This window comes from Rhizobium brockwellii, assembly GCF_000769405.2.
GTDB classification, from domain to species: Bacteria; Pseudomonadota; Alphaproteobacteria; order Rhizobiales; family Rhizobiaceae; genus Rhizobium; species Rhizobium brockwellii.
In genome coordinates this window covers 3,280,150-3,304,250 of sequence record NZ_CP053439.1, presented here as the reverse complement: position 1 = coordinate 3,304,250, position 24,101 = coordinate 3,280,150, and the positions used below count along the sequence as shown (strand labels likewise).

The following is a 24,101-nucleotide window of genomic DNA, read 5'->3' as shown; positions in this document are numbered from 1 at the left end:
CCCATCCAAAGTGCTTGTCCCCCTTGCCGTAGGAGGGAGCGTCGGTGGAGTTAGAAAGGATCATGCCTTATCGCCTCGTCACGAATCCGGTTTGCAGCATCACAGGACGCTTGCCGTTTTCTTGGAAAAATCCTGCTTCAGCCGATCCAGCTCCAGCAGCATTCTGTTGTGTGCATTGACCATGGACTCGTCGGAACTCAGCTGTCCTGGTTTCTGCGCCACCCGCTGCAGCGTCTTGACCGTCGACCCGAAGACGTAATTGCCAGTGAGCTGACGGATGCGGCGGTGGCGGAACGTTATGTTCTTCAAAAGGTAGGTGTTTTTCCGTACCAGTGACGCGCCTGCTTCGACGAGGTTTGACGGGCCAATCGCGTCGAAGTCGATCTCGAGATCAAGCGCACTTGCCCAATCGTACCACTTGGCTCGATTCCCCGGCGCGATCGGCCGGATAGCCCGCCAGGGGACGCGCAGCGCGTCTGAGATAATGCAGCCATGCATCGCCTCGGAGACCACTTTATGCGATGCGCTGATTTCGGTCAGAACCTTTTCCACAGACCAGCGCGGATCGATATAGTGAATCCCTGCGAGCTCACAGGCCTTATCCCAACTGCCATACATGGCGCTTTCGTAATGCGGCATGAAAGAGACCGGGTAACGCTTCTCGATGCTTTTTGCATCCCAGCAGCTGCGCGTGAGGATACCCGAATCGCCGATGGCGTAGCTCGGATCGATGCCGAGGACTTCGGCAGTCTTCTTTCCGCGCACGAAATAGAACGTCCAGTTGCGATCGACCTTCGGCGGGTTGGTGTAGCCGCCATAGCCCGAGCCGAAGACAATCTTCTGCATGTTCGGGTCGAAATTGTCGTAGAGGATCGAACCGATGCCGAGAAAGAGTTGGCTTTCGTCGTCGTCGAAGAAGCCGGGCAGCAGGCGCTCCCAAAGCCAATGGTTCAGTTCGTCGCCAAAATTCTCGTGTTTCCCCCGGTAGGCAAACATCTTCATCGTGCTTCTCCAGTCGGCAAGTGCGTGACGATCTGCGAGACCGTCTCGTCTTCGCGTGCCATGCGTCCGTAACGCGAAATGATCTTGATGTCGCTGCGGATTATCTTTGCCGGATTGCCAGCGACGAGCGAGCGCGGCGGCACGCTCTTGGTCACCACCGAGCCCGAGCCGATGACGCATTCGTCGCCGATCTCGACGCCGGGCAGAATGATGCTTCGGGCGCCGATGAAGCAGCGCTTGCCGATCCTCGTGTGAAGATAGAGCCCGCGCGTGAGATCGTGGGTCAGAATCGCCGCCTCAAAGGCGACGTAAGTTTCCGCGCCGATATGCAATCCCTTCGGGTTGGTCTTGTCGAAGCGCACGCTCAAGGAAAAGCTGGCCGTCGGATCGATGTCCATTCCCCAGAATTTCGTATAGTAGAGCCACTTGGCCTTCACAAATCCGTTGCGCAGTGGCCGAAATACATTCAGTCCCCACTTCGGCTTTTTTCCTGTCTGCACCATCAAGTCCGACCCCGGCTGGAAAATTCGTCTAGCACGGAACTGTAATAGTCCTCGAGCGTCCCCGTCTGACGACGTAAGTCGAAGCGTTCGGCCACCAGAAGCGGTGCCCGCGCGCTAAAGGCTGTCCACAGAGCCTGGTCGTTGAGCAGTCTTCCGACCGCCTCCGCCATTCCTGCGACATCCCGCTCCTCCACGAGATAACCAGTTTTCCCCTCTTCGATCGCTTCGCCGACGCCTCCCGAGCGAAATGCGACAACCGGAGTACCGACGGCTTCCGCCTCGAGATTTGCGAGGCCGAAAGCTTCGGCGTGACCATTGTCGAGGGTCACGCTTCCATGGAGATAAAGCTCCGCACTGGCGAGCAGATCTCTTATCTCAGTCTGCGACAGATTTTCATGGATCGTGACGCTTGGCAAGGAACGACGCGCCAGTGCTTCGATTTCCTCCTTCAAGGGACCCTGGCCGACCATGACGAATTCAACCGGAGTGCCGGCGGCGGCCACACGTGAAAGCGCATCGATCATGAAACGATGGCCCTTATAGTCGACGAAGCGGGCAATTGAAACCACGCGCCCTTTTTTTCGCGGACGAGGCTCCATTTTGAAGAGATCGAGATCGATGCCGATATGATGGCGATAGACGCGTTCGGCTGGAAAGCCGAGTGCCAGCAGCCGGTCGCGGATGAAATCGGAAACGGCGATGTTCCAACTGTTCCAGCCGGCCATCTCGCTTCGGCCTTTGGCGAAGAAACGCACCTGATTGAAGCCGCCCGGCTTTTTCGGATCGCCACGATAGGTGGCGTCAAAGCCGTGAAACGTCGTGATCAGCGGCTTGCCGGCGGCCCGGGCCAGCGGGCCGATGACATATCCGTTCTTGCCAAAATGGGCGTGAACGAGATCGGCTTTGCCGATCGCAGGAAAGAGGAAGGGAAGGCCGATCTGCGGGATTTTCAGGAGCAGTTCACCGGCCCGCGCAATGGGAGACCGACGGATGTCATGAACCGGAACAGTGGATTTTTTAGTATGCGCCGAAGAAATTCGCGAGCCGGCAAGAATTTCAGCTTCGAAAGAACGAAACGCTACCGCCTGGTTGAGAACAAATGCCTGGCTGGCAGGCAAAAATTTTTCCACATAAATAACGGCTTTTTTCATGAATCTGTTCGCGTCTCCGTTGTCTTGTGCATCACATCGCCTCTATTGCCCGCCGGATACCGTCGATCGCACTTCTTGGCGCATTGTTTTCGTCGTAAAGATTAACGCGCTTCGTGCAAGCTGCAGCGGGATCGGTCGCTTTCTCATCGGGCTCGCCGTATTTTTCCGACATGCCCCATACCGTCACGCCTTTCAAGTCACCATGTTCGGCGGCAACGGTAATAACGTCACTGAAAATATCGGCGTAGGACGCCGGCGTGAAGGCTTTGTCGCGGTTCAGGAAGTGGCAGGACGCATCCAGTTCGGTGATGAAAACGCCGACACCCATGTCCTTCAGCGCCGCGCAAAAGCGCCCCATTCCTTCCGGATCGACCCGGTCGAGGCCGGGGCGGAAATGCGCCTGCAGACCCACCGCATTGATCGGTGTTTTTTTGGCGACGAGATCCTCGACGATTTTCAAGATGCGCGCTCGCTTCTGTTCGAACACGTCGGATTTTTTCTCCAAATGCGTTTCGTTGAGGACCAGCGTCGCGCCGGGATTGGCCTGGTGCGCCATGTCGAAACTCATACGGATATAATCGTCGCCAAGAAGGCGTCGGAAAACACAATCCCGCAGATCCGGTGCATCATACTCCAACGGCTCGTTCACCACATCCCAAGCATCGATCGAGTTCTTATAGCGAGTGACAACCTGTTTTATATGACGGTTCATCGTCGCCTGAATGGTCTTTGCGTCGGTGATGTCAGACACCCAGCCCGGGACGCGATACCAGATCAGCGTATGGCCATAAACCCTCATGTTGTTTTTTCGTGCAAATGCAACCATGCGGTCGGCGCTGTTAAAGCTGAAAACACCCGGTCTCTTTTCCGTCGAATTCCACTTCAACTCGTTTCGTGGCGTTATTGAATTGACGTTGTCGATGTAGATCTCGGCAGCGATTGGATCGTTGATGTTTTGCAGGTCGATTGCCGATCCGAATCGGAACGATTTCCTGTCGGCAAGGACGCGCAGCCCTGCGGCGGCAGGCGCCTGCGCCAAGGCCTGGCCCGCACGGACATACAACAGAGCGAGCGGAACCGAGGCGAGGAAACGTCTTCTATTCATTCTATCTCTCACTGTTAGCTTTTTTCATGTCCGCGGTGGAATTTGAAAGGCCGAGCGCGTCGGCACCGATCCATCACGGGGTTCGCGTTCAATTCAGCAGAGTAATACAACCTCAAATATACTTTCCCAGCAGGGGATATTGTTGGCGTCTGCTAGACTTTTCAGCATATTCCAAGATATAAACCGCTCGGGGAGGGCGCTCGTGATGGAAGATTGGTCCAGCTATCTGATGAGCTATTTTCATATGGCATTTCAAAATGCCGTTTTTTTTATGGCGACCGTTCGAAACGGCCTGTCTCTTCTCGATGACTGGCAGTTCGCAGCCCTTGTTCTCGGCATCAGCAGCGTCATTTTCCTCCCGTTCGCAGCGCTCGTCAGAATGTCGTGGCGGCTGCGCCGATCGGAGATTGTCATTCGTTCGCTGAACGACGACCTTGCGCAAGTCACGCAGGACCTCAATGTCGAGCGTGTCTGGCGCCTGGCAGGTGGGGACAGCACCGAACGGCCGAGTGCGGACAGTTTGAAAGAGCTTTACAAGATTCTGGCCAGACACCACGACGATGCCAGTCACATGGCGTGATCAGTCGGCGCGTGGCATGAAAACCCTAGTGCCGATGTTCCTGGCCTTCAGCCGGCGCCTCGGCATCGGGGGGCTTGGAGACTGATTCGGGTTGCGCGCTGTCGATCTCGACTGCGGGGTCCGGCAACGGCAGCCATCTTCTGCCGGAAAAATAATTTCTGGTTCTTTTCTGAGATCCTGACGTCGCATCCAGCGAGAGCGTGAAGTTGTAGTTCCCGGGATTGAGCACCTCGCGGGTGAAGCCGATGCTGGCTCCGAAGCCGTCTTCCTTGATGTCCTTCAGATTCTTGATCGCGTTCAGGGTCTCGTGAAAATCGAGCCATTGCGGTTGCCGCAGCATGATTTCGAAAATTCGCAGAATGCCGGGATCGAGCTGGCCATTTTCATCGGTTCCGGGATTGATGATTTTCACGCGCATATTGTTGATCGTGCCGGCGGCGTCGCCGCGAACGATGACGAAGATGGAGCTCGGGAGCTGATCCTTTTCGCGCTTGCCGCTCCACTCGAAAAAGCATTCGAACGTATCGGCGTTGAAGCTCGCCGCCGCCCAATCGCTGGTTTCGATGCCGGCATTGCGCAACGCCGCACACATTGCGGCGCCGGATATCCGCCATGTCCGCAGGAAAGTCGACGCGCTTTCTACCACGGGCGGTTCGATGACATGCAATGGAAGCGTGAAGGTGGCCGGTGGTGTCGGGCGAGGAAGGGCTTTGGGGGGAGGCGCTCTGACCTCCTGGGGAAGGAGATCGAAGCCAAAATAATGGCTGACCGTCTTTAAGTGTTTCATGCTGTTGGAAAGCAGGACCGTTCCCATGACCAGCGAGAGGGAAATCGTCAGCAGCAACCAGAAGACCACGGGAATCCGCGGTTTTCCCACAGGCTGTTTCGCATATGCGGACGACGAATTATCGGGCAAGCGTGTCTTCTCCGGCGCGAGAAGGGTTTCGATCGGGCTGTCTAAATCCAGCAGTATACATTTATCCGTTAAATATCTTTGGCTTCTTGTCGGCAATTGGGCACCTTTGTGCCTGGTCATGAGGAAGGGCGCTGCAGACTTCGGCGGCGCCGCTGTGACACCCTTTCAATCCGGATGATCTCGCTATTCGGCCTATGAATTGGCCGCTTTTGCATAGGTTTGTTTTCGTTCTCATTGTGATGGCGATTAATTATCTAGGATTTTTCTAAAAACTCTTAGGTTTAATATCTAACAATATTATTGTGTTGCATAATTTATAAATAATTTTCGCGCAAAAGTTTTGTTTTTTATTATAAAACTATAGATTATATTTTTGTTATCCTTGCAGCTTGGTGGATTGCATCAAATTTTCGACGTATTCTTCGATAGGGTTTGCCGCGCAATCGCCGAGGGGGAGGAGCATGTCCGTCGAGCTAGACGCAAGCACCTATGTTCACGCCAAACCAACAACCGCGCACGCCTATATCTTGCCCGCGGTGGTCGACGTGCTGGAGAGCCATTTCGATGGTTCTCTTGAGAAAGACGTCTTTGATTTGGGATGCGGTACCGGCGGCGCGGCAGCGGCTCTCGCGGGAAAAGGATATTATGTCGTCGGCGTCGATCCTTCCAGCGATGGCATCGCCAAGGCCAATGGCAAATATCCCGAACTGCCGTTGAATGTCGGCTCGGCCTATGACGACCTTTCCAGGGAATATGGCACCTTCAATGCCGTCATCAGCCTGGAGGTCGTTGAACATGTCTACGATCCGAAGGCTTTCACCTCGACGATGTACGATCTCGTCAAGCCGGGCGGCATCGCCGTGATATCGACGCCTTATCACGGTTATCTGAAGAACCTTGCCCTGGCTGCGATGGGGAAAATGGACGACCATTTCATGCCGTTGAAGGATCATGGGCATATCAAGTTCTGGTCGAAAGACACGCTGAGCACGCTGCTGCTGGATGCCGGCTTCGACAATGTTCGTTTTGACTATGTTGGAAGGATTCCCGTTTTCGCCAAGTCGATGATTGCCGTTGCGCGAAAGCCTCTTAGAGATGGCGTCGGAGCGACGTTGATTTCGGAGGGCATTCGTACGCTGCGACGGGTGCGATAGAGTACGATGCGCATCCGCGCCAGATGGTGCTGGCTTCGATAATCCACAGGTTGTTTTTTACTGTGTGTGCTGCTGAAAAAAGTCCTTACGTAATATTTACTTTTAGTTGCATTCTTGCTTAAACTCTCCATTATACAGCCGGGCGTGCTGATAGAGCGGGAGACTTATTCACATGAAGGCTAAATCGCCGAATTCGATCGACGTTTATGTTGGCAACCGCGTGCGCGTTCGGCGAAAGACGCTCGGGATGACCCAGAACGGCTTGGCCGAACTTCTGGGCATTACCTTCCAGCAGATCCAGAAATACGAAAAGGGAACGAATAGAATAGGCGCCAGCCGTCTTCAGCGCATATCCGAGATTCTTCGCGTGCCCATCGGCTTTTTCTTCGAGAACGGCGGCGCCGGACCGATCGACGGCGCGACGAATGAATTGAACAGCTTTTTGTCCTCGAAAGAGGGGTTGGCGCTCAACAAGGCATTCATCGCCATCGAAGACCCGAATATCAGGCAAAAGCTCGTGGCGTTGGCCAAAAGCCTGGCAGTCGCGGGATTGTCTGATGGCGACAATGAGTTGCAAGATTCGGTTGTGAACAGCTGAGGATGGATCGTGCTTCATCTGCAGACATTTGGCGATCTGCGGTTGATCGAGACGAATGGCGACCCGGTTCGCTATCCGATCAAGGGCCTGTTGATGATGGCCCATCTCTATGCCGGCGCGAGCCATGAACTCAGCCGGTACGAATTGGCCCAGTTTCTGTGGAATGATGTCGAACCAGAGCTGGCGCGGCTCAATCTGCGCAAACTGCTTTCCCGCATCCGCGAGACAGACGGCGGGCGCGCCGAATTGCCCTTCGATTTCACCGCCACCACGGTTCGTCTCAACACCCAGGTAGTTTCCAGCGATCTGGATATTTTTCGCGCCGGCGGTTCGCCGCTGGAGCGGCTGAACGCGATCGCCGAACTAACCCAGCGCGGGTTCATCGGAAATATCAAACCAGCGACAAAGCTGATAGACGCCTGGATCAGGGCGCAACGGGACGCTCAGGCGCTGCAATTGCGGCAGGCACTGCTGGACGCGTTGCCGGATGCGCAAAAGCCCGGCGCTACACGCTCCATTTCCGGCGCCGCTCTGCAGATCCTCGAACGGGATCCGAATGACGAGCAGGTCAGAGCCTTGCTGCACCTGTTATCCGGCGGTTCGTCCCTCAGCGAAAGATTGCCGACCGGTGACGGCCATGCCAGGGTACAGGTGAAGCGTTCCGAGGCCGGCGGTGAGGCAACTGCCGACATCGAACGCATGTCGCCAGCGCCGCTGATCCTGCCTCGACTGGTGCTGCTTCCCCCGACATCGAAACATGCCGATGCCGGGCTTGCGCTTGCCAATGCCCTGATCGAAGACGTCACGATCGAACTCTGCGCGCTCAGAAACATTTCCATCGTGGCGCCCCATACGGCCGGCCAGATCCGCCGCGATTCCGAGAAGGCTGCTGTGGTCGCCCGTCACTCGATCGCCTATCTTCTGGATACGCGGTTTTCCGAAGAGGGATTATTCGCCCAGCTGGTTTATTTTCCCACGGACGAGATCATCTGGGCCAATCGCTTTACGATGACGCCCGATATATTGCCGCGTCAGAGACGGCTGATCGCGCAGCAGTTGACCATGTCGGTGGCCCGCGAGCTGGCCGAAAACGAGGAAGAGCGCTTACGCTTCGAAGCCAATCCGGAGGCCTATCACGCCTATCTGGTCGGCTCGAGCCTGATGAGCAAATTGACATTGCCGCATATCCGCCGGGCACGAAAAGCTTTCAAGCAGTCGCTTTCGCATAAGGCGGATTTCTCTCCGTCATTTACCGGGCTGGCGAGGACCTTCACCAGCGAGTGGCTCGTGACGGCGCAGGGAAACAATGAGCTGCTGCATCTGGCGGAGCAGAACGCGCTTCGGGCCATCGAGCGGGATCCGGCATCGGCGGCGGGCCATCGCGAGCTTGGCGTCACCAAACTCTATCTCGGCGATGTCGATGCCAGTGTCGCCGCACTTGATCTGGCGGAACAACTCAGCCCGCATTTTGCCGATGTCATCTATAGCCATGCCGACACGCTCGTGCATGCATCCCGCCCTGGCGACGCGCTCGCCAAGATCAGAAGAGCGATTTCGCTCAATCCGATCGCGCCTGACGCCTACCTCTGGTGCGCTGCGGGAGCGAGCTTCTTCCTGGAACAGTATGAGGAGGCTATCGCCTATGTCGAGGCGATGAAAGACAAAGCGCCGGCCCATCGCATCGCTGCGGCCAGTTGCGCAATGATCGGCGATCGAAAACGGGCGCTATTCCATCGGCAACGGGCCGAAAGCATCAACCCGGTCTTCGACGTCGAGAAGTGGCTCGCCATCGTTCCCTTCAAGGAAAATTGGCAAAAAGAGCTTTATCGCGAGGGCCTGCTGAAGGCCGGTTTTTAACAATAGCTGAGGGGCACTACATGGCAAAAGCTGTTATTATAGGAATACCTGGTGAGGCGGGTCTCTGGCTTGCCGATCTCGACGCGGGTACGGTCACGCCTCTCAATCCGACGGGGGAATTGGCGACCGCAAACGGCCTGCGCAAGGCCGGCGGCACCTTCGTGAAGGGCGTCGACCTCGCCGTCGCGGTTTCGTCGGCGCAGGTTGCCCTTTCCGGTCACGTCGACGGCTGAGCGGGCATTCTGACGCACCGGCCCATATATTCCGACAGGGTTATGTCGCCGCGGGAAACTCTTTCCCGCGTCGAACCTCTTTTGGCCGGGTTCGGCATTACCAGGGTTGCGCGACATACGGGACTGGACGACATCGGAATCCCCGTCTGGTCAGCATACGCCCCGAATTCCCGCTCGATCGTGATTGCCCAGGGAAAGGGCCTGACCGATCTCGATGCCAAGGTCTCCACCGTCATGGAAGCCCTCGAACGGGCGGTCGCCGGCGAACCCACCGTCGATCTCGTCCGCGGCACCTCTTCCCGTCTGCAGGCAATAGGCCACAAGACAGACGCGCTGAACTGCCTGACCGCTCTTCATAAACCCGATCTCGGATCGGACGAGGAGACGGAATGGGTTGCCGGCGTCAATATTCTCACCGGCGACGAGGTCTATATCCCCTTTGAGGCGGTGGTGCTCGACCGCACACGTGACGCGCGATATTGGATGTCTTCGGATGGCCTGGCATCGGGAAACAATGCCGAGGAGGCGATGTTTCACGGCGTCCTGGAGCGTATCGAGCGTGACGCCCATGTGTTGTGGCAGGTGGGCGGCGAAGCGGATCGTTATGCCGGCTGCATCGATCCCCGCGGCTTTAAGGACGGCGCCCTGGACGGGCTGATCGACAAGATCGAAACATCGGGATTGGCGCTCAGGCTCTTCGATATCACCAGCGACATCGGGATCCCCTGTTTCACTGCCATGCTAGGCCCCGGAGATCCGATTCTCGGCCCCCGGGATCTTCACGGCGCCGGGCATATTAGGCTTGGGGACATTCGCCTCGTCGAGGTGACCGGCGGCACCGGAGCTCATCCGTCTCCCGTACGCGCGGCCATTCGCGCGGTGACGGAAGCCGTGCAATCCCGGCTGACCTATATCAGCGGAGCCAGGGACGATATTTCTCCCGCAACTTTCTCACGATCGTTGCCGCCGCTGATGCGGCGGGCCTTCGATGCGGTTGCCGCACCGCCCGCTGCAGCCATCGGCAATGACGGGGTGGCAGGACATCGGCAACAAGATCTGGCGCACTTGCTGCAGCATGTGCTCGATGCGCTCAGAAACAGGCGGATCGCTTCGGTGATCGCCGTGCGCCTCAGCGAGGATACGCTTCCCTTCAGCGTCGTCAAGATTGTCATTCCCGAGCTAGAAAATCCGGAGGGAGCGCGCGCCCGGCGGTTTGGAACGAGGGCGCTTTCCAGGGCAATAGGGTTTTGAAGATCATTTTCGCAGGTCCCAGTCTTCCCGATGCGGCATCGCTTGCCGGCGAGGGGATACGAATTCTGCCGCCTGCCACGCAAGGCGATGTCCTGGCTGCGACGGAACAGGGCGCCAATGTCATCGGCCTGATTGACGGCGGCTTCGAATATGCCGCACCGGTCTGGCACAAGGAAATTCTCCATGCTCTTTCGCTGGGCGTCGCGGTTTTCGGGGCGGCAAGCATGGGCGCGTTGCGCGCTGCGGAATGCCATCCGTTCGGCATGATCGGGATCGGCCGCATTTTCGAAGATTATCGCACCGGCCGGCTGGTCGACGATGCCGCCGTCGCACTCACGCACGCCCCGAGCGCGCTGGGCAGCAAACCGCTGACGGTACCGCTCGTCAATGTCAGAGCAACGCTCGATGTGATGGAGGATCGCGGACTGCTGGCAAGGGGGGTGCGCCAAGAGCTCGAAGATGCCGCAAGCGCGATCTTCTTCAAGAAGCGAACGTGGCGGGCGGTCGTCGAGCAATGTGGAGGGCTGGCCGAGCGCGATCGTACGGACCTGCTGGCAGCACTACTGTCGAATGCCATCGATCAAAAACGCATCGATGCCTTGGCGTTGCTGAAAGCCGTGCAGGACGCCCGCGACATTCGCTCGAGTGCCGATCTGCCCTGGAAACTGCACGAAACCTCATTCCTCACGCGCCCTGCATTGTGAACCGAAGCTGGCAATAGTCACCGAGGGTTGTGTCACGCTTTTTTCACGGGCTGGATCACCTCCACACGCGTATCATTTCTTCAATTCATTGGAGAAATGGGCATGGGCGTGACATCGGTTTTCAAGATAGATGCAGACCAAGGGGCGGAAGACGGTCTGGAAGAGCTCGTCGCGTTGGCGCGAATGATCGCCTATGCGCGACAGGTCGCTCAGGATGTCAAACTGCCGTTCGCGACGAATTGCCTCGACCTTGCGCTCGAGGCCGTGAAGCAGGAGGTGGGGGAGGGTTTGACCAGGGAACTGGCTGAATTGAGTTCTCCGGTTCCGCAAGTGAGTGTGAGAAGTCATTAGTACGGCGTGTCCGATCGGACGCGCCGAGAATGCTCCACCGCTTCAAACCCGCGCATAGCCCCGAAAATCAGCTTCGATTTTCGGGGCTATTGCTTGTGGTCGCGTGCAGCCGGGCAGTCGTCAATCGAACGGGGCCGTTTGTTTCAACCGCTGTGAGACAACGCGCTGAAGCGGACGCCCGGTAACGGCCAATGCTTCGGCGTTTCATGTCAATTGTAAGTTAGGGAAGCCCGGCTCGTTTCCGGCCACTGGCGCTTTATTCAGAAGCTGTTCGACATCCATCTCACGGATGGTTTCGAGCCAGGGGCAAACGGCTTCACTGACGTTGCCTCCGGGCAGGGAGGCGGCGCGATTTCGCACTCAAAGTCTTCTGCACGACCAGCCGTTCGACGACCGACCCTTCATCTTAATGGGTCAGGTTGCGCTTCTGGGCCAGCAGCAGAATGTAGTCGTCGGCGATGTCTGCGATAGCCATTGCGACTTCCGCCGGATCGCATCCTTCGACCTTCGTATTTGCAATGAACTGATAGACCGCCTTCTCGATCTGCTTCCGGCAGATCATCACGCGCTCATCGTAACCAAATTCCGGAATCTGCGATGCTATATCACTCATCAGGTCAGCTCCATCACTACTTACAGTGACCATGACACAAATTATAAGTTGAGCAAGTAAATGCTTTATGAAGGGTTAATTCGTTTGTGAAGTGCGACCATTTCGACACAGGTCGGCGTGATGAGCCAGGACTGACCAACTTCGCCCAAGCATATCGGTTGTTTCGTAGCGGGAGGCTCGTCAAAGGGGATAGGCATGTCATACGCGGCGGGTTTTGGGTCGATATTTCCAATGGCGAGGACAGGCTCGTATGCCGGCCTTTGAAATGACAGACCGAATGCTGTTGGCTGAATTGATCGGTGCAGGTCGCAGGGATTTATAAAATATCTTTATTTATCAATGCATTATGGTTTCATACGGCAGTCTTGAATTGCATCGGCAGCTTTTTCCCGCGCAACCATCCTGGGATTGTTGGGCCATCGGCTGTGACGACCTCACCAATGATGAAGGCAGTTGCCGGGTCGCTGAGAGCCCGGGGCGGCAGGTGACTGTCGGTAGATCTTCTGTTCCTGCGTCGAAGGTAATGCCGATGCTTTTGAAACTTTAGGCACAACAAGTTGGTATCGATAATTGAGTGTAGCAAATAAAATTTTATCAAAAGGTAAAATTATGAATTTCAGACAATGGTTGTATTTAAAATAAATTATAAGATGATTAAGTTTCTATATCATAATAATCGTACGATGCATTCTTCTTCCGTGCTGTATAGATACTTTATGAAGTTCTATCGGATGGTAATATCGACTTGATGACGCTCTTTCTGTCTCCGCAATTTCATTGCGCATCCGAAAGCATCCCCGAGATGAATTGAAGCGTCGGTCGAAATATTGACAAAAAACCCGAGCTTTGACCTTCGCTTGCCGATGATGGCGGATTTTCCGATCAAGCCGATCTCAGCAGCATGATATCGCCATCCGAAGTAAAATCTATTTATGCTGATGCAGCGATAATGGCTGTCGCATTTGTGGCAACCAGCCGGGAAGCAAAATGGAGGACCCGCCGGGGTGGTTGGCGGGTCCTCCAGTAGGAATGCTTGCACAGTGCGTAGGTATGATTGCAGTTAAAGTCGACATTGTCGAAGTTCATTATTGGGGTAGTTCTTTTTTATGTAGATTACTCCATTTTTTAGCAATTCCAATTCTATTTCAATATGAATTTTTGTAGTACAAAATAGTGGAGATAGTCATCAAGCCTTCTGCGAGATCGGGAGGTGAAATGGGATGGCTAGCGCCTCGCCATTCATATCGAACCCCAGGATATCCGGATACTCACCCGAGACGGCCATAACTGGACACATCGGTTTCCGGCCATCGAACAGGCTGCCCGAGCGCTCGGGCCGGCGTCGATGATCATCGATGGCGGGGCAGTTGTGCTCGACGAGGAGGGCGGCCGGATTTCAGGCTGCTGCAGCGATCGCTGGGCGCACCCGGCAAGAAAGCTGGCAATCACAGCTGCGTACCGATGGATACAGATCAGCTTCCTCATAGGTAAATGGTAACCGTCTTTTTGGCGGCGCGCGTCGCTTTTGCACCGGCAATCTATCGACTACGAACAGCTGCCGGCTAGAAATATCTTTGTCGAATAACCATTGCTCCATTTATTGAAACTCAAACGTCCATCTTGGTGTAACTTCTTTGCGATCGTGTGGACTTCGGAGTTGCGAGCTTGAAGAAATCGGCAAGAAGTGACGTAACTGTTGCTGTTGTAATCCCTGCCTACAACGCGGAACGAACCCTGGCTGAAACAATCAGCAGCGTTCGCAATCAAACGCATCATGCGCTGGATATCGTCGTGGTGGATGACGGTTCTAAGGACGATACCTTGGCTATTGCGCAAGAAATCGTTAAAATTGATCCGCGCGTGCGGGTATTGAAGCAGAGGAATTCCGGCGTCGCTGCTGCTCGAAATGCGGGTTGGCGCTCTACCCATGCCGACCTAGTGGCATTCCTGGATGCTGATGACCTTTGGTCACCTGATAAAATTGAGCGACAATTGGTGGCATTGGAGACAGGCGGCCCGCAAGTCGGGCTGGTCTACACTTGGTATGCGATGATCGACCACAAGAATTACGTCATTTACCGGAGCAATGAGATTTCCGTCGAGGGAGATGTGCTCGACGACGTACTTGCCAAAAACTTCATTGGAAATGGAAGCTCGCCACTCGTACGGCGGAATGTCCTCGACGCGACGGGAGGATTTGACTCCTCACTCAAACAGCGCGAGGCGCAGGGATGTGAAGATTACCTCTTCTACTGCCTGGCCGCTGAACTCTCGCATTTTGTGGTGGTGCCGGATCATCTTGTCGGCTATCGCCAAACCCCCGACAACATGTCAGCCAACCTGACGCGAATGCTTCGGTCCTGGATTCTGGTCGCGGATGAAATGCTAAAGAGACACCCGGAAAAGGGTTTTGCAATCCGGGCCGGCCTACGCCGCTGTGGCCGGTGGCTCGCCCAGAGGGCGGTTGAACAAGGCCAATACCGCGCGCTAATCGGACTTGTGGCTACCATGTCCCGACATGACAAGCCAATTGCCGCCGAGATGCTCGTGGTCGACGCGAGATCAAAGGCAATGAAGAACTTCAAAAAAAAGGCCCGATCATGGCTGAAGCGGGAACCATATTTCTCTCCAAATCCCAATCATCGCTTTGCTCTGGGAACAAAATACGATGCCGGTTGGACGGTGGACCCCCCCGTTCTTGTCTCAGCCAAATAGCAGATTTGCGAATTCCGACTGGGTGATCCCGCGAAAAACCTCCTGTCTTTTCAATGCGAGCTTATCGGCATCCGCCCGCACCGTGCCACCGACACAGCTTAACCCGATCCGGTAACCACATTGTTCGGCTATGTCCCGGATAGCGGGGTCGAAGTCGCCGTACGGATAGGCGACCGCCAGCACTTCTCGACCTAGGCATTTTTCAAGCATAGCTTTGGAGCCAGCAAGCTCTCGCAATAGGCTCTCCGGTGCCAGGGCAGATAAACGCACATGTCGGACACCGTGGGCGCCCAGCGTCACATCGCTGTTTGCGACTGCCGCAAGTTCCTCCCACGTTAGCAGTGAAGCCGGCGATCCATAGGCCGAATCCCATATTGCAGAGCCGCCGACCCTATCGGTTGGGACAAAGAGTGAGGATGGGAAGCCGTATCGATGGAGCAGTGGGAGGGCATGCGTCATGAAATCGCGTGTAGCGTCGTCGAAAGTCAGAACCAATGTCTTTTCGGGCGGTTTGGTACCTTCATCGAAACAAGCAAGCAGCCGATCCAAAGTCATCCCGCGCCATCCGGCGTCGCGCAGGAAGGCCAGTTGAGTTTCGAAAGCCTCCGGAGACTGGCGGTATCGAGCAAGTTGTTCAGCACCGTCATCCGAAACCTGATGATACATCAAGATCGGGACATCGTTCCAGTCGGCGGCCGCTTCTACAACTTGCCCCCCTCTCCAGCGTACTTGGCTGGCGACCTGAAGAGGCAAAGGCTGCGCCGTGTTAATTTCCATGCGTGTCGGCTCGAGGAAGCCCCCGTGCTCCACCTTCTCGAACCTTTGGATTCTATAGAGCGGACTCTTGGCTTCGACCGAGAGGGTTAAGTCCGGATGCTGGTCAAACATCTCACCTATGCCGACCGCACCGAATTCATGCGGCCACCCAAATCCCGTCTCATTCGGCATATCAATCAGGAGGTTGGCGTGGGCGGTAACGAACCAACCACCAGTGCGAAGACTGCCCGCAATCTTGTCGACTATCTGCCTGAGTTTTTCTCTGTTCTCGAAATAGTACAGAACTTCACTGCAGACGATGAGATCGTAAGGCCCTTCTAGCTCGTCGCTCAAAAGATCCAACTGCCGATAGGCTACCGCGGAATCATGGCCCTGAAGCGAGGCCGCTCGAGCGACGGCCGACGCCGAAATGTCGGTCGCCAGCAAGTTGTCGACACGGGAGGCCAACATCCGTGTAAAGGTTCCTTCCGCGCAGGCCAGTTCAAGGCCGTTTGAAAAGCGCCGATCGTCCAACAACGAGAGTGTCTGAAGATATTTCACAGTCTCATAGTTGTTTCGGTAGTCCCAAGGGTCGACTTGGGAAAACAGCTCCTCCCAGTACGCCTCCGTATCGTATCTCGGCACCTCATCGCCCACTGGGCCGGTTTTTTTCGACGGCGTCTCCTTTAACATCTGTGTTGAGGCTGCAACCGCCCGCTGGCTTTCCTCTTCAACGATTCGATCGAATTCGGCGCGCCCGGCATGCGCCATGCCCGATATCGAGTCGACACGTGTTGGTGTCGGCTCCTCCTTGCCCCACCAGCCCGTTACTGTTTTAGCTTCGGCCCAATATGATATTTTCGCCATGAGCTTCAGCACCTGTTGAGCTACTCCGCTGGAGCTTGGCGCTGCCATGCTGGCGGAGGCGGCGCGCCCGTCATCATGATCAGGAAGATTGACGAAGCCATCTTCTGCCGACAAAGCCACTGTTGGGTGCTCCAGATCGTCGAACTCCGGGCCGAACTCCCTCCTAAGCCGATTTCGTATAGCATCCGCTTCGATTGCTCCGAAGACAACAAACTCCAGTTGCCCCAGCAGCGTCGAACCTCGCCAGATGCAACAGCGCAACCGCTCAATGCCGGGCAAGATAAGGTCGACGATAGGTCGATCCAAATCAATTGGCTGTATCCTTGTTCTCCCGATCGTGGTGGGCACGTTGGTCGGCAGCTGGTCAGCGACCTTTCGCTCCAGTGAACGAACCAACAGGGAACCAAAAGCTTCTTGGGGACCATGCCGATTAAGCCAAGCCTCTAGGTCCGGAAGCTTGCCCTGGATCTTCGACCAGAGTCCGGGCCAAATCGGCTCGTCGGGGAAGGCGCCGACCACAATCCCGTCTATCATTATTGCGCTGAGCGCGTAGGCATCGGCGTCAGGTGGGATAGGCTCTACCACCCGGTCAAGCAGTTCGCCAGGATTGTCGCCCTGACCTATTGAGGCGCCGACAAGCCAGATCGCGAGATACCAGCACGCCATTCCCAACGCAGCTTTTGTTATTCCCTGGGCGAGCGCCGGCACCGGATAGGCGATGCGCGGATCGGAATGGTGGCCGCGCCGGATCACCTTAAGACCAAAATCGAGATGCCTAAGCCTGTTTGACGACAGCGAACCGGCCTCTACGCTAACGTCAGCCATCAGGCCTTCGACCGGCGCAAATTCGGCGCCAGCTCGAGCGAGGCGCTGCCACAGGTCCCAGTCCTCGCACATTGTCATCTCTGGATCGAAGCCGCCGAGTTCGGCAAGCCGGGACCGGCGAAGCAAGGCGGCGTGGATCGCGAAGGGGCAATAGCGCGCTGCTTCGGCAAACGGATTGTCCATTTTCACTGCGGGGTGAGACTGCCACCAGGGAGCACCATTTTTCAGACGGCGCCAACCGCAATGCAGAATGTCGGCCTGCGGCAAAGTTCGTGTGTGATTCAGCATGGTTTCGAGGTGGAAGGGTGCCAGCGCGTCGTCTGAGTCGAGAAAGACGACCCAGTCGCCTTTCGCCTGTGCCAGTCCCGCATTGCGAGCAGCTGAAACGCCGCTCTGCTCCTGCCGCAGCACACGGAAGCGCGTATCCTGAGCCGCGAAACGGTCTGCGATCTCAGCGGTCTGATCGGTTGAACCATCATCAATGATGAAGCATTCCCAGTCGGCATGACTTTGCGCTATCAGGCTCTCCAAAGTCGAAGAAATCGTTGTTTCCGCTCCATGCGCCGGTGTGATGATGGAAACCATCGGCATAATTGCTGCTTCCTACGATAACGATCACGCTAGTGTACCGTGTCAGTTCGCGAGTATGATGATCTTTACTACTTTGAGGCAAGGTGTATTTGACCGGTGGCAAAAGTGAGCCGAAATGCCTGACCAGCTCAAGGATGATGCGCTTGATCGCGCGAAGCGACGGGACCAATACTGGCGCCGTGATCAGTGGAAGCCCTTGATCCATATCTGTCTGCAATGGAACGATTTGCTGTTAGAACTTCTGACACGCGATCTGAAGATGAGATATCAACGGTCCGCAATTGGCCTCGGCTGGTCCTTGATGCGGCCATTGAGCCAGCTGCTGGTTTTTTCGCTGATCTTTCGTCACGTCCTGCCCCTGGATATTCCCCATTACACCACTTTCGTCTTTTCCGGCGTGTTGGCCTGGGGTTGGCTCAGCACTGCGGTACCCGCAGCGACGACTTCCATAACCGGCAGCAGCGAACTGGTGCGCCGGCCGGGCTTTCCGATCGGGATACTTCCTGTTGTCGCAGTCATCACACAGGCAGTGCACCTTCTGCTCGCTCTGCCACTCCTCTTCGTCATCTCGTTTATCGAGACCGGGGCCCCGACATTGAGCGTCGTCGCACTTCCACTCGTCTTCCTTGCGCAGGCGCTGTTCATGATGGGCCTGTCCTATCTTGTTGCGATTGCGCATGTCCACTTCCGGGATACTCAACATTTGGTAGGCGTAGTTTTGATGCTGGGTTTCTACCTGACACCCGTGTTCTACAGCCCACTTAAGGCGAGTGAGCCGATGGCGTTAATTCACACCTGGAACCCGATGGCCTGGATTCTCGAGGGCTACCGCGCCATTTTCGTCGAACACGCGTGGCCTCCCGTTGATATCTATTGGAAGACTGCGCTGATTTCTTTGCCGATGCTATTTGCTGGCATTTGGCTGGTCGAGCGTGGCAGCGCACGCCTAGTGGACGAACTATGAGACAAGGCGCCATCACCGTCCACGACGTCGGCAAGCGCTACCGTGCGCAAGGGGGGGCACGCTCCACCACCTTGAAGGGTTACCTTTTGTCCGGGCGGTCCGTGGTACAGTCGAAAAGCTTTTGGGGCCTGCGCCACATCAGCTTCGCGGTTGCGCCAGGACAAGCTGTCGGCGTGGTCGGGCTAAACGGGGCCGGGAAGTCCACTTTGCTGCGTCTGATCGGCGGCGTTGGTCGTCCCGACGAAGGGCAGATCAAGGTGATGGGTCGAATTGGCGCCTTGCTCGACATCGGGGCGGGCCTGACCGACGATTTGACGGGGCGCGAGAACATCTTCCTGCTGGGTGTTATCGCGGGAATGCGGCGGACCGAGGTTGCCGAGCGGTTTGACGAGATTGTAGCCTTCGCCGAGCTGGAGGCGGCCGTTGAGAACCCGGTTCGCAGTTATAGCACCGGGATGCGTATGCGCCTGGCATTCGCCGTGGCAGTCCATGTGCGCCCGGACATCTTGCTTATCGATGAGGCCCTCGCTGTAGGCGACCAAGCCTTCCAGCAGAAGTGCATTGCAAGAGTGAAGGAGATACTGAACGACGGCGCCACTATCTTCTTTGTGTCACACGACGTCTCGCAGGTAAGAGAAATCTGCGATCACGTGCTGTTCCTGAGAGGCGGACGCGTCGTGGGCTACGGACCAATCGACGAAATGCTCCCGCTTTATACCTCGGCAGTCGAGGCGAAGGTCGCCAGTGTCCAGCACGAACCGTTCGCCGTTACAAAACTGCCCGTCGAACTTGTGCCGCAGGTCAGCCGGTTCGGCAATGGCGAACTCCAGATCACAGCCGTAGTGTTGCTGAACGAGCAAGGCACGCCGACAAGTACCATCGTTGCGGGCGACCGGCTGTCGATTTCACTGACCTATGTTGGCGCTACCAGAGATCGCAACGCCGTTATCGTCATCGGCATCTACGCGGCGGACGATACGTGCTGCTTCGAGACCGACAGCAAGTTGGCCGAATTCGACCCTGTCGTAGACTCGGACACGGTGCGCATCGAAACAACACTCAATCGCATCGACCTAGCGCCGGGCGACTATCGCGTTACGGTGGGCCTTTTTTCGGCAGACTGGCAGCAGGTTTACGATTACCATGCCGAAGTCTATCCTCTCGCCGTGACCGGCCCCGGCCCAAGAAAGGGGATGCTGAATCCCCCGACACAGTGGCAGCAGGTGCAGTCGCGCCCCACCGCGGCCTCGCCGGACCACGGCTCATTGGGTCACCACAGCTTGGATCGGAACTCTTGATGCGCCTTGCGGTTCGAGACATCGACATTCTTGACCTTCCGCCAGATTTTGAACCGACCGCTGACTATCAGGGTGCACTTGTGCTGATCCGGGTCGCCGGTCGTCCGTGCGGCCAAGCTGTGATCGCCTTCGACACCGATGGCGGCAAGACGCCAATTAAGGACCGGATTCTGTCTGCGGCCAGTTCGTCGGTATTCGAGGCTTGGCTGAGGCATCGGCTGGCCCTCCCTGACCCGTCGCCGGCTCCAAGTCAACTGCCGAAAGCTTCCGTCGTGATTTGCACGCGCGATCGTACCGAAGATCTGGAGCGCTGCCTCACCGGGCTTATGGCTATGCCCGATAAGGTCGATATTCTCGTCGTCGACAATGCCCCATCGAATGAGGCCACGCGAGATTTAGTCGGGCGCTTCGACACTGTGAGATATCTGCGCGAACCGCGTCCTGGTCTTGACGTCGCGCGCAATACTGCCCTTCGCAACGCAGATGCAGACGTCGTCGCCTTCATCGACGACGATGCGGTCCCCGACCCGCTATGGCTTAGAACCTTGCTTCGCAATTTCGAGGACCCGCTGGTGCTGGCCGTAACCGGCCTTACTATGGCGGCAGAGCTGGAAACGGACGCGCAGATCGCCTTTCAACATTTTGGCGGTTTTTGCCGTGGTTTCAGGCGTCAGGTCTATGACGCCCACAACCTGGATCCATTCACCGGATGGCATGCGGGTGCCGGTGTCAACATGGCATTGCGCCGAACGATCGTTGACGCGGTGGGGTGGTTCGACGAGGCCCTCGACGCTGGAACGCTAAGTCTGGCTGGTGGCGACACAGACATGTTCCGGCGTGTGCTCGAAGCCGGATATCGGATCGTCTACGATCCCGAGGCTCTGAACTGGCACCGCCATCGTCGCTCAAGCAAGGAACTGCAGCAGCAGATGTATGGCTACGAGGTTGCATCGCTCGCCATCTTGACGAAGGCCCTCCTGTTCGAGCGAAACCCGCGTGCGCTCCCTCGCATGGTTCGTTCGTACATCAGGCTTCTTCGGCGATTGTTTCAACCTCGACGGACACACCAATTCAGCCTGCCTTACAACGACGCCTTAACCCAGGTCAGAGGGGCTGCGAGCGGCCCGGTTCGTTATCTGAGGGCGCGGGCGCGAGTCGTGGGGGCAGGGCACAAGCGTGGTTGACATCAGCGTTATCATACCAACGCATAATCGTGCTGCCATGCTGAGATCGCTTCTGGGTAAGCTCGACGCTCAGCGAGATGGGACCCCAGCGTTCGAAGTCCTGGTTGTGGCGGACGGGTGTGAGGACGACACGTCGACAATGCTCTCGTCGCTTCGTACCCGCGTTCCGCTTCGTACCCTGTCGTTGCCGGGCGTCGGTCCGGCACTCGCCCGCAATGCGGGGTCGCAGGTCGCGAGCGGCCGTTTATTGATCTTCCTTGATGACGACATTGAGCCTGGGGAAAACTTCGTTCGGGCGCACGTCGTTGAACATCAGCGCCACCCTGGGGGCGTCGTGATGGGCCCTTACCCGCCACTTCCGCACATTGCAAAGGATCGCTTCCGCCTCAGCGCGCGCGCATGGTGGACGAGGCACTTCGAGCGCGTGTCCCGCCCTGGACATCAGTTCGCCTTTACCGATGTGCTGACAGGAAACCTTTCGCTGGAGGCGGAGCTTTTTCACGCAATGGGCGGGCTCGATCCTCAATTCGCCCGTGCACGAGAAGACTTCGAATTTGGTCTGCGTCTGATCAAAAAAGGAGTTCCAATTCGTTTTGCTCCTGACGCATTGGGCTATCATCTCGAACATCAAACGGCGACACTCACCGGAAAGATGGTACGCAGGCATCAAGAGGGACGCTCCGATGCCTTGATGGCTCGCAAGCACCCCGACATACAGCGGCTGCTCGAGATCCATCGGTTTGCCGGAAAAAAGGGGCGGAAGAAGCGTCTGCAAAGGGCCATGGCTACCCGCGCCGGTTCTGTCCTTGACCCCCTCGTCAAGGCTGGCCCCCGCCTCCTCCAAATGTTGGAGAAGGCTGGCCTTCGCAGGCTCTATGAGAAGGTAGAGCGGCAGCTCAATGGATATCATTATCTTCGTGGCGCCGCCGAAGTGTTGGGTGAGGATTGGCGGCTTCCGACGGATCCGACAGCTTCCACTGACGAAATCGACGTGCTCGAGATCAATCTGGACCAAGGCCTTGAGGCAGCCGAAGCTATGCTGGCGGAACGCCGACCCCTCGCTGCTCGTATCGCGAATGGGACGGTACCCGTCGGCGACATGTGTCACCAGATCGGCGCCGAACCGTGGGACGCACGGCATCTCCGTCCGTGGCTGAACCGCCAGGCAATACATGGATATCTTCCTGTGGCGCTTGCCGAATGGCAGGGTCAGCCGATCAACGTCCCCCCGCAATTGTCCGACTTCACATTGAACACTCTCAATAACCCCAGTTTCCACGCCCATATGATCGAACAGCACGTCCAGTGGATGCAGGCGAAACTGCGTTCAGCACTCTATGACAATACGAGTAGATCGTAGCGGCCGACGCTGCTGCAGCCGAGCGCAATGTTCCGACGCCCTACCGCGCCCGTGCCGATGCGCCCGCCGTGGGGCCAGTTCCGGCTGTCGCGGAGAAAGTAAAGCTCAATGCTTAGAGGAATTCAGGCGTTTCATCGCTGGATGGCGGAAGCTTGTTTCGCTGATGCCAATACCAGGCCGTCTCCAGTATATCGCCGAGCGCGGGGATTTTCGCCCTCTAGTCGAGACGAGGAAACTCATATCCTTCAGATCAGACGGCATTGGTTCTGGCATCATCACTCTCCCAATTGCACCGTGAGCACACGCCGCCCAGCAAAGGCGCGAAGCTCCAAAGCCGTGATGGCTCATTGCGCCGCGCGTGCCTTCATTTGATCCCTGAACCAGTCGAGCGTCATGGCGACACCCTGTTCGTAGGTGATTTTGCACGACCATTCCGGCATGACGTAGTGCGCATTGGTGAGATCCGGCCGTCTGTTCGTCGGATCCTGCGGAGGGGAGGGCTGGAAGACAATCGGCACGCCGCCGCCGAGCTTTGAAACATATCGCGCCACCTCCAGAACCGAAATCTCCCGATCGTTGCCGACGTTCAGAGGCCCCTTGTAGTCGGTTTGGTTCATCCAGAAATATCGCGCGAAGCCGTCGACAATGTCATCGACATAGCCCCAACTGCGGGACTGAAGGCCGTCGCCGAACACGGTAATCGGGCGGCCCGAAAGCGCCTGGGTGATGAAGTTGGACACAGCGCGGCCATCGTCGAAACGCGTCCGGGGACCGTAGATGTTGAAGGGGCGGACGACCTTGACGTCGAGCCCTTGGGTGCGCTGCATCTCGAATAGCAGCGACTCAGTGCATCGCTTGCTCTCGTCGTAGGAAGAGCGCGGTCCGGTGCAGTCTACCTGGCCCTTATAAGCTTCCGGCTGCGGCGACACCAACGGGTCGCCATAGACTTCGGAGGAGGAAGTAAAACAGAAACGCCCGCCCTTCTTCAGCACATCCAGAAGCCGGAACGCTCCGAGAAGGTTGGCGGAAATCGTTCTCTTCGGTTCCTTCATGTACCATGGCGGAGATGCGGGGGATGCGAGATGGTAGACTTCGTCGAACTTCTCCGAAGTCTGCAGCGTTTCGACGTCCGATTTGACGAAGTGGAAACGGGCGTCTCGAATATGTGCAATATTTTCGAAAAGTCCCGTCCAGAGATTGTCAACAACAACCAGTTTCTGGATGTCATTCCTAAGTAGAAGTCGGTCGCATAAATGCGATCCAATGAAGCCTGCTCCGCCAGAAATTAATACGTTTCTCACATCATCCGCCTCGTTACTTAAGGATATTATTGTTATTATAGCGGGCGAAGGTTTTGTATGGGCACGAAGTCCGGGGTGGATCGGACTTTGGTCTGAGTTTGCGCGCGCGGAAACGGGCGTCTCGAAGTCACGTTGCGGGACGCTGGGCATGCTGTCGGTTGCGCGGAGCCCGGCAATCGTCACATCGAACACGTCAGCCCGGTTCTCACCATGGTCGTTCCG

21 protein-coding genes and 1 pseudogene are annotated in these 24,101 nt (G+C 56.7%); 14 read left to right on the top strand and 8 right to left on the bottom strand.

Annotated elements, in window-relative coordinates; genetic code table 11:
• Positions 1-99: 99 nt before the first annotated feature.
• From pssM to RLCC275e_RS16430, 4 genes are read right to left on the bottom strand one after another with little or no spacing between them, the layout of a single operon-like run.
• Positions 100-1,002 carry an exopolysaccharide glucosyl ketal-pyruvate-transferase gene (gene pssM, locus RLCC275e_RS16445; RefSeq protein WP_033180055.1) on the bottom strand — a complete coding sequence of 301 codons (903 nt, stop codon included), beginning with the start codon at positions 1,000-1,002 and terminating at the stop codon, positions 100-102.
• Complete coding sequence (locus RLCC275e_RS16440; RefSeq protein WP_003561851.1) at positions 999-1,505, bottom strand: acyltransferase; 507 nt, start codon at positions 1,503-1,505, stop codon at positions 999-1,001. The genes pssM and RLCC275e_RS16440 overlap by 4 nt, the downstream gene beginning before the upstream one ends.
• Positions 1,505-2,656, bottom strand: coding sequence for a glycosyltransferase (locus tag RLCC275e_RS16435; RefSeq protein ID WP_003561850.1), 1,152 nt, complete (start codon positions 2,654-2,656; stop codon positions 1,505-1,507). Before RLCC275e_RS16435 ends, RLCC275e_RS16440 begins: the two co-directional genes overlap by 1 nt.
• A gap of 31 nt (positions 2,657-2,687) precedes the next feature.
• Entirely contained in the window at positions 2,688-3,761 is a 1,074-nt protein-coding gene (locus tag RLCC275e_RS16430) for an endo-1,4-beta-xylanase (protein ID WP_033180056.1), read from the bottom strand.
• Positions 3,762-3,900: 139 nt separating this feature from the next.
• Between RLCC275e_RS16430 and RLCC275e_RS16425 the strand changes: the two genes are divergently transcribed.
• Complete coding sequence (locus tag RLCC275e_RS16425) at positions 3,901-4,341, top strand: hypothetical protein (RefSeq protein ID WP_033180057.1); 441 nt, start codon at positions 3,901-3,903, stop codon at positions 4,339-4,341.
• Positions 4,342-4,366: 25 nt separating this feature from the next.
• On the opposite strand, the gene RLCC275e_RS16420 is transcribed toward RLCC275e_RS16425, so the two are convergent.
• Positions 4,367-5,257: a DUF6030 family protein gene (locus RLCC275e_RS16420; protein ID WP_033180058.1), complete on the bottom strand. Its 891-nt coding sequence runs from the start codon at positions 5,255-5,257 to the stop codon at positions 4,367-4,369.
• A 461-nt stretch (positions 5,258-5,718) separates the two neighbouring features.
• Between RLCC275e_RS16420 and RLCC275e_RS16415 the strand changes: the two genes are divergently transcribed.
• The 7 genes from RLCC275e_RS16415 to RLCC275e_RS16385 all read left to right on the top strand — a co-directional run bounded on the left by RLCC275e_RS16415 (position 5,719) and on the right by RLCC275e_RS16385 (position 11,405).
• The gene (locus RLCC275e_RS16415; protein ID WP_033180059.1) at positions 5,719-6,411 is read left to right on the top strand and encodes a class I SAM-dependent methyltransferase; all 693 of its coding nucleotides are present in this window, start codon (positions 5,719-5,721) and stop codon (positions 6,409-6,411) included.
• 172 nt (positions 6,412-6,583) lie between these two features.
• On the top strand, positions 6,584-7,009 hold the full coding sequence (locus RLCC275e_RS16410) for a helix-turn-helix domain-containing protein (protein ID WP_033180060.1): 426 nt from the start codon (positions 6,584-6,586) through the stop codon (positions 7,007-7,009).
• Between the two features lie 9 nt (positions 7,010-7,018).
• Positions 7,019-8,866 (top strand): peptide antibiotic resistance protein, encoded by a 1,848-nt coding sequence (locus RLCC275e_RS16405; RefSeq protein WP_033180061.1) that lies wholly within the window; start codon positions 7,019-7,021, stop codon positions 8,864-8,866.
• A 20-nt stretch (positions 8,867-8,886) separates the two neighbouring features.
• A complete protein-coding gene (locus tag RLCC275e_RS16400; RefSeq protein ID WP_033180062.1) occupies positions 8,887-9,099 on the top strand; it encodes a hypothetical protein in 213 nt (70 codons plus the stop codon).
• A gap of 42 nt (positions 9,100-9,141) precedes the next feature.
• Positions 9,142-10,350 (top strand): YcaO-like family protein, encoded by a 1,209-nt coding sequence (locus RLCC275e_RS16395; protein WP_033180063.1) that lies wholly within the window; start codon positions 9,142-9,144, stop codon positions 10,348-10,350.
• A complete protein-coding gene (locus RLCC275e_RS16390) occupies positions 10,347-11,054 on the top strand; it encodes a TfuA-like protein (protein ID WP_033180064.1) in 708 nt (235 codons plus the stop codon). Before RLCC275e_RS16395 ends, RLCC275e_RS16390 begins: the two co-directional genes overlap by 4 nt.
• Before the next feature lie 102 nt (positions 11,055-11,156).
• The gene (locus tag RLCC275e_RS16385; RefSeq protein WP_017994913.1) at positions 11,157-11,405 is read left to right on the top strand and encodes a hypothetical protein; all 249 of its coding nucleotides are present in this window, start codon (positions 11,157-11,159) and stop codon (positions 11,403-11,405) included.
• Between the two features lie 406 nt (positions 11,406-11,811).
• Here RLCC275e_RS16385 and RLCC275e_RS16380 read toward each other — a convergent pair whose 3' ends face one another.
• Positions 11,812-12,018, bottom strand: a complete 207-nt coding sequence (locus tag RLCC275e_RS16380; protein ID WP_003542083.1) for a hypothetical protein — start codon at positions 12,016-12,018, stop codon at positions 11,812-11,814.
• A 1,207-nt stretch (positions 12,019-13,225) separates the two neighbouring features.
• On the opposite strand from RLCC275e_RS16380, the pseudogene RLCC275e_RS34300 reads away from it, so the two are divergent.
• Both RLCC275e_RS34300 and RLCC275e_RS16375 read left to right on the top strand, forming a co-directional pair.
• A pseudogene (locus tag RLCC275e_RS34300) lies at positions 13,226-13,470 on the top strand (ATP-dependent DNA ligase); the annotation flags it as partial.
• Positions 13,471-13,683: 213 nt separating this feature from the next.
• A complete protein-coding gene (locus RLCC275e_RS16375; protein ID WP_033180655.1) occupies positions 13,684-14,733 on the top strand; it encodes a glycosyltransferase family 2 protein in 1,050 nt (349 codons plus the stop codon).
• Here the strand turns inward: RLCC275e_RS16375 and RLCC275e_RS16370 are convergent.
• Entirely contained in the window at positions 14,722-17,772 is a 3,051-nt protein-coding gene (locus RLCC275e_RS16370; RefSeq protein ID WP_033180065.1) for a trifunctional glycosyltransferase/class I SAM-dependent methyltransferase/polysaccharide deacetylase, read from the bottom strand. The two genes, RLCC275e_RS16375 and RLCC275e_RS16370, sit on opposite strands and share 12 nt — an antisense overlap.
• Before the next feature lie 115 nt (positions 17,773-17,887).
• On the opposite strand from RLCC275e_RS16370, the gene RLCC275e_RS16365 reads away from it, so the two are divergent.
• From RLCC275e_RS16365 to RLCC275e_RS16350, 4 genes are read left to right on the top strand one after another with little or no spacing between them, the layout of a single operon-like run.
• Entirely contained in the window at positions 17,888-18,736 is an 849-nt protein-coding gene (locus tag RLCC275e_RS16365; protein WP_033180066.1) for an ABC transporter permease, read from the top strand.
• Positions 18,733-20,034, top strand: coding sequence for an ABC transporter ATP-binding protein (locus RLCC275e_RS16360; RefSeq protein WP_033180067.1), 1,302 nt, complete (start codon positions 18,733-18,735; stop codon positions 20,032-20,034). The genes RLCC275e_RS16365 and RLCC275e_RS16360 overlap by 4 nt, the downstream gene beginning before the upstream one ends.
• Positions 20,034-21,218, top strand: coding sequence for a glycosyltransferase family 2 protein (locus RLCC275e_RS16355; RefSeq protein ID WP_033180068.1), 1,185 nt, complete (start codon positions 20,034-20,036; stop codon positions 21,216-21,218). The genes RLCC275e_RS16360 and RLCC275e_RS16355 overlap by 1 nt, the downstream gene beginning before the upstream one ends.
• Positions 21,211-22,578, top strand: coding sequence for a glycosyltransferase family 2 protein (locus RLCC275e_RS16350; protein ID WP_082229715.1), 1,368 nt, complete (start codon positions 21,211-21,213; stop codon positions 22,576-22,578). The genes RLCC275e_RS16355 and RLCC275e_RS16350 overlap by 8 nt, the downstream gene beginning before the upstream one ends.
• 344 nt (positions 22,579-22,922) lie before the next feature.
• On the opposite strand, the gene RLCC275e_RS16345 is transcribed toward RLCC275e_RS16350, so the two are convergent.
• Positions 22,923-23,879, bottom strand: a complete 957-nt coding sequence (locus tag RLCC275e_RS16345) for an NAD-dependent epimerase/dehydratase family protein (RefSeq protein ID WP_033180070.1) — start codon at positions 23,877-23,879, stop codon at positions 22,923-22,925.
• Positions 23,880-24,101 lie beyond the last annotated feature (222 nt).

What these genes read in the sequence shown, in the direction of transcription:
- pssM (WP_033180055.1), bottom strand. Translation starts at nt 1,002, where the DNA reads ATGAAGATGTTTGCCTACCGGGGGAAACACGAGAATTTTGGCGACGAA.
- RLCC275e_RS16410 (WP_033180060.1), top strand. Translation starts at nt 6,584, where the DNA reads ATGAAGGCTAAATCGCCGAATTCGATCGACGTTTATGTTGGCAACCGC.
- RLCC275e_RS16370 (WP_033180065.1), bottom strand. Translation starts at nt 17,772, where the DNA reads ATGCCGATGGTTTCCATCATCACACCGGCGCATGGAGCGGAAACAACG.
- RLCC275e_RS16360 (WP_033180067.1), top strand. Translation starts at nt 18,733, where the DNA reads ATGAGACAAGGCGCCATCACCGTCCACGACGTCGGCAAGCGCTACCGT.
- RLCC275e_RS16365 (WP_033180066.1), top strand. Translation starts at nt 17,888, where the DNA reads ATGCCTGACCAGCTCAAGGATGATGCGCTTGATCGCGCGAAGCGACGG.
- RLCC275e_RS16380 (WP_003542083.1), bottom strand. Translation starts at nt 12,018, where the DNA reads ATGAGTGATATAGCATCGCAGATTCCGGAATTTGGTTACGATGAGCGC.
- RLCC275e_RS16415 (WP_033180059.1), top strand. Translation starts at nt 5,719, where the DNA reads ATGTCCGTCGAGCTAGACGCAAGCACCTATGTTCACGCCAAACCAACA.
- RLCC275e_RS16395 (WP_033180063.1), top strand. Translation starts at nt 9,142, where the DNA reads ATGTCGCCGCGGGAAACTCTTTCCCGCGTCGAACCTCTTTTGGCCGGG.
- RLCC275e_RS16400 (WP_033180062.1), top strand. Translation starts at nt 8,887, where the DNA reads ATGGCAAAAGCTGTTATTATAGGAATACCTGGTGAGGCGGGTCTCTGG.
- RLCC275e_RS16430 (WP_033180056.1), bottom strand. Translation starts at nt 3,761, where the DNA reads ATGAATAGAAGACGTTTCCTCGCCTCGGTTCCGCTCGCTCTGTTGTAT.
- RLCC275e_RS16440 (WP_003561851.1), bottom strand. Translation starts at nt 1,505, where the DNA reads ATGGTGCAGACAGGAAAAAAGCCGAAGTGGGGACTGAATGTATTTCGG.
- RLCC275e_RS16355 (WP_033180068.1), top strand. Translation starts at nt 20,034, where the DNA reads ATGCGCCTTGCGGTTCGAGACATCGACATTCTTGACCTTCCGCCAGAT.
- RLCC275e_RS16385 (WP_017994913.1), top strand. Translation starts at nt 11,157, where the DNA reads ATGGGCGTGACATCGGTTTTCAAGATAGATGCAGACCAAGGGGCGGAA.
- RLCC275e_RS16435 (WP_003561850.1), bottom strand. Translation starts at nt 2,656, where the DNA reads ATGAAAAAAGCCGTTATTTATGTGGAAAAATTTTTGCCTGCCAGCCAG.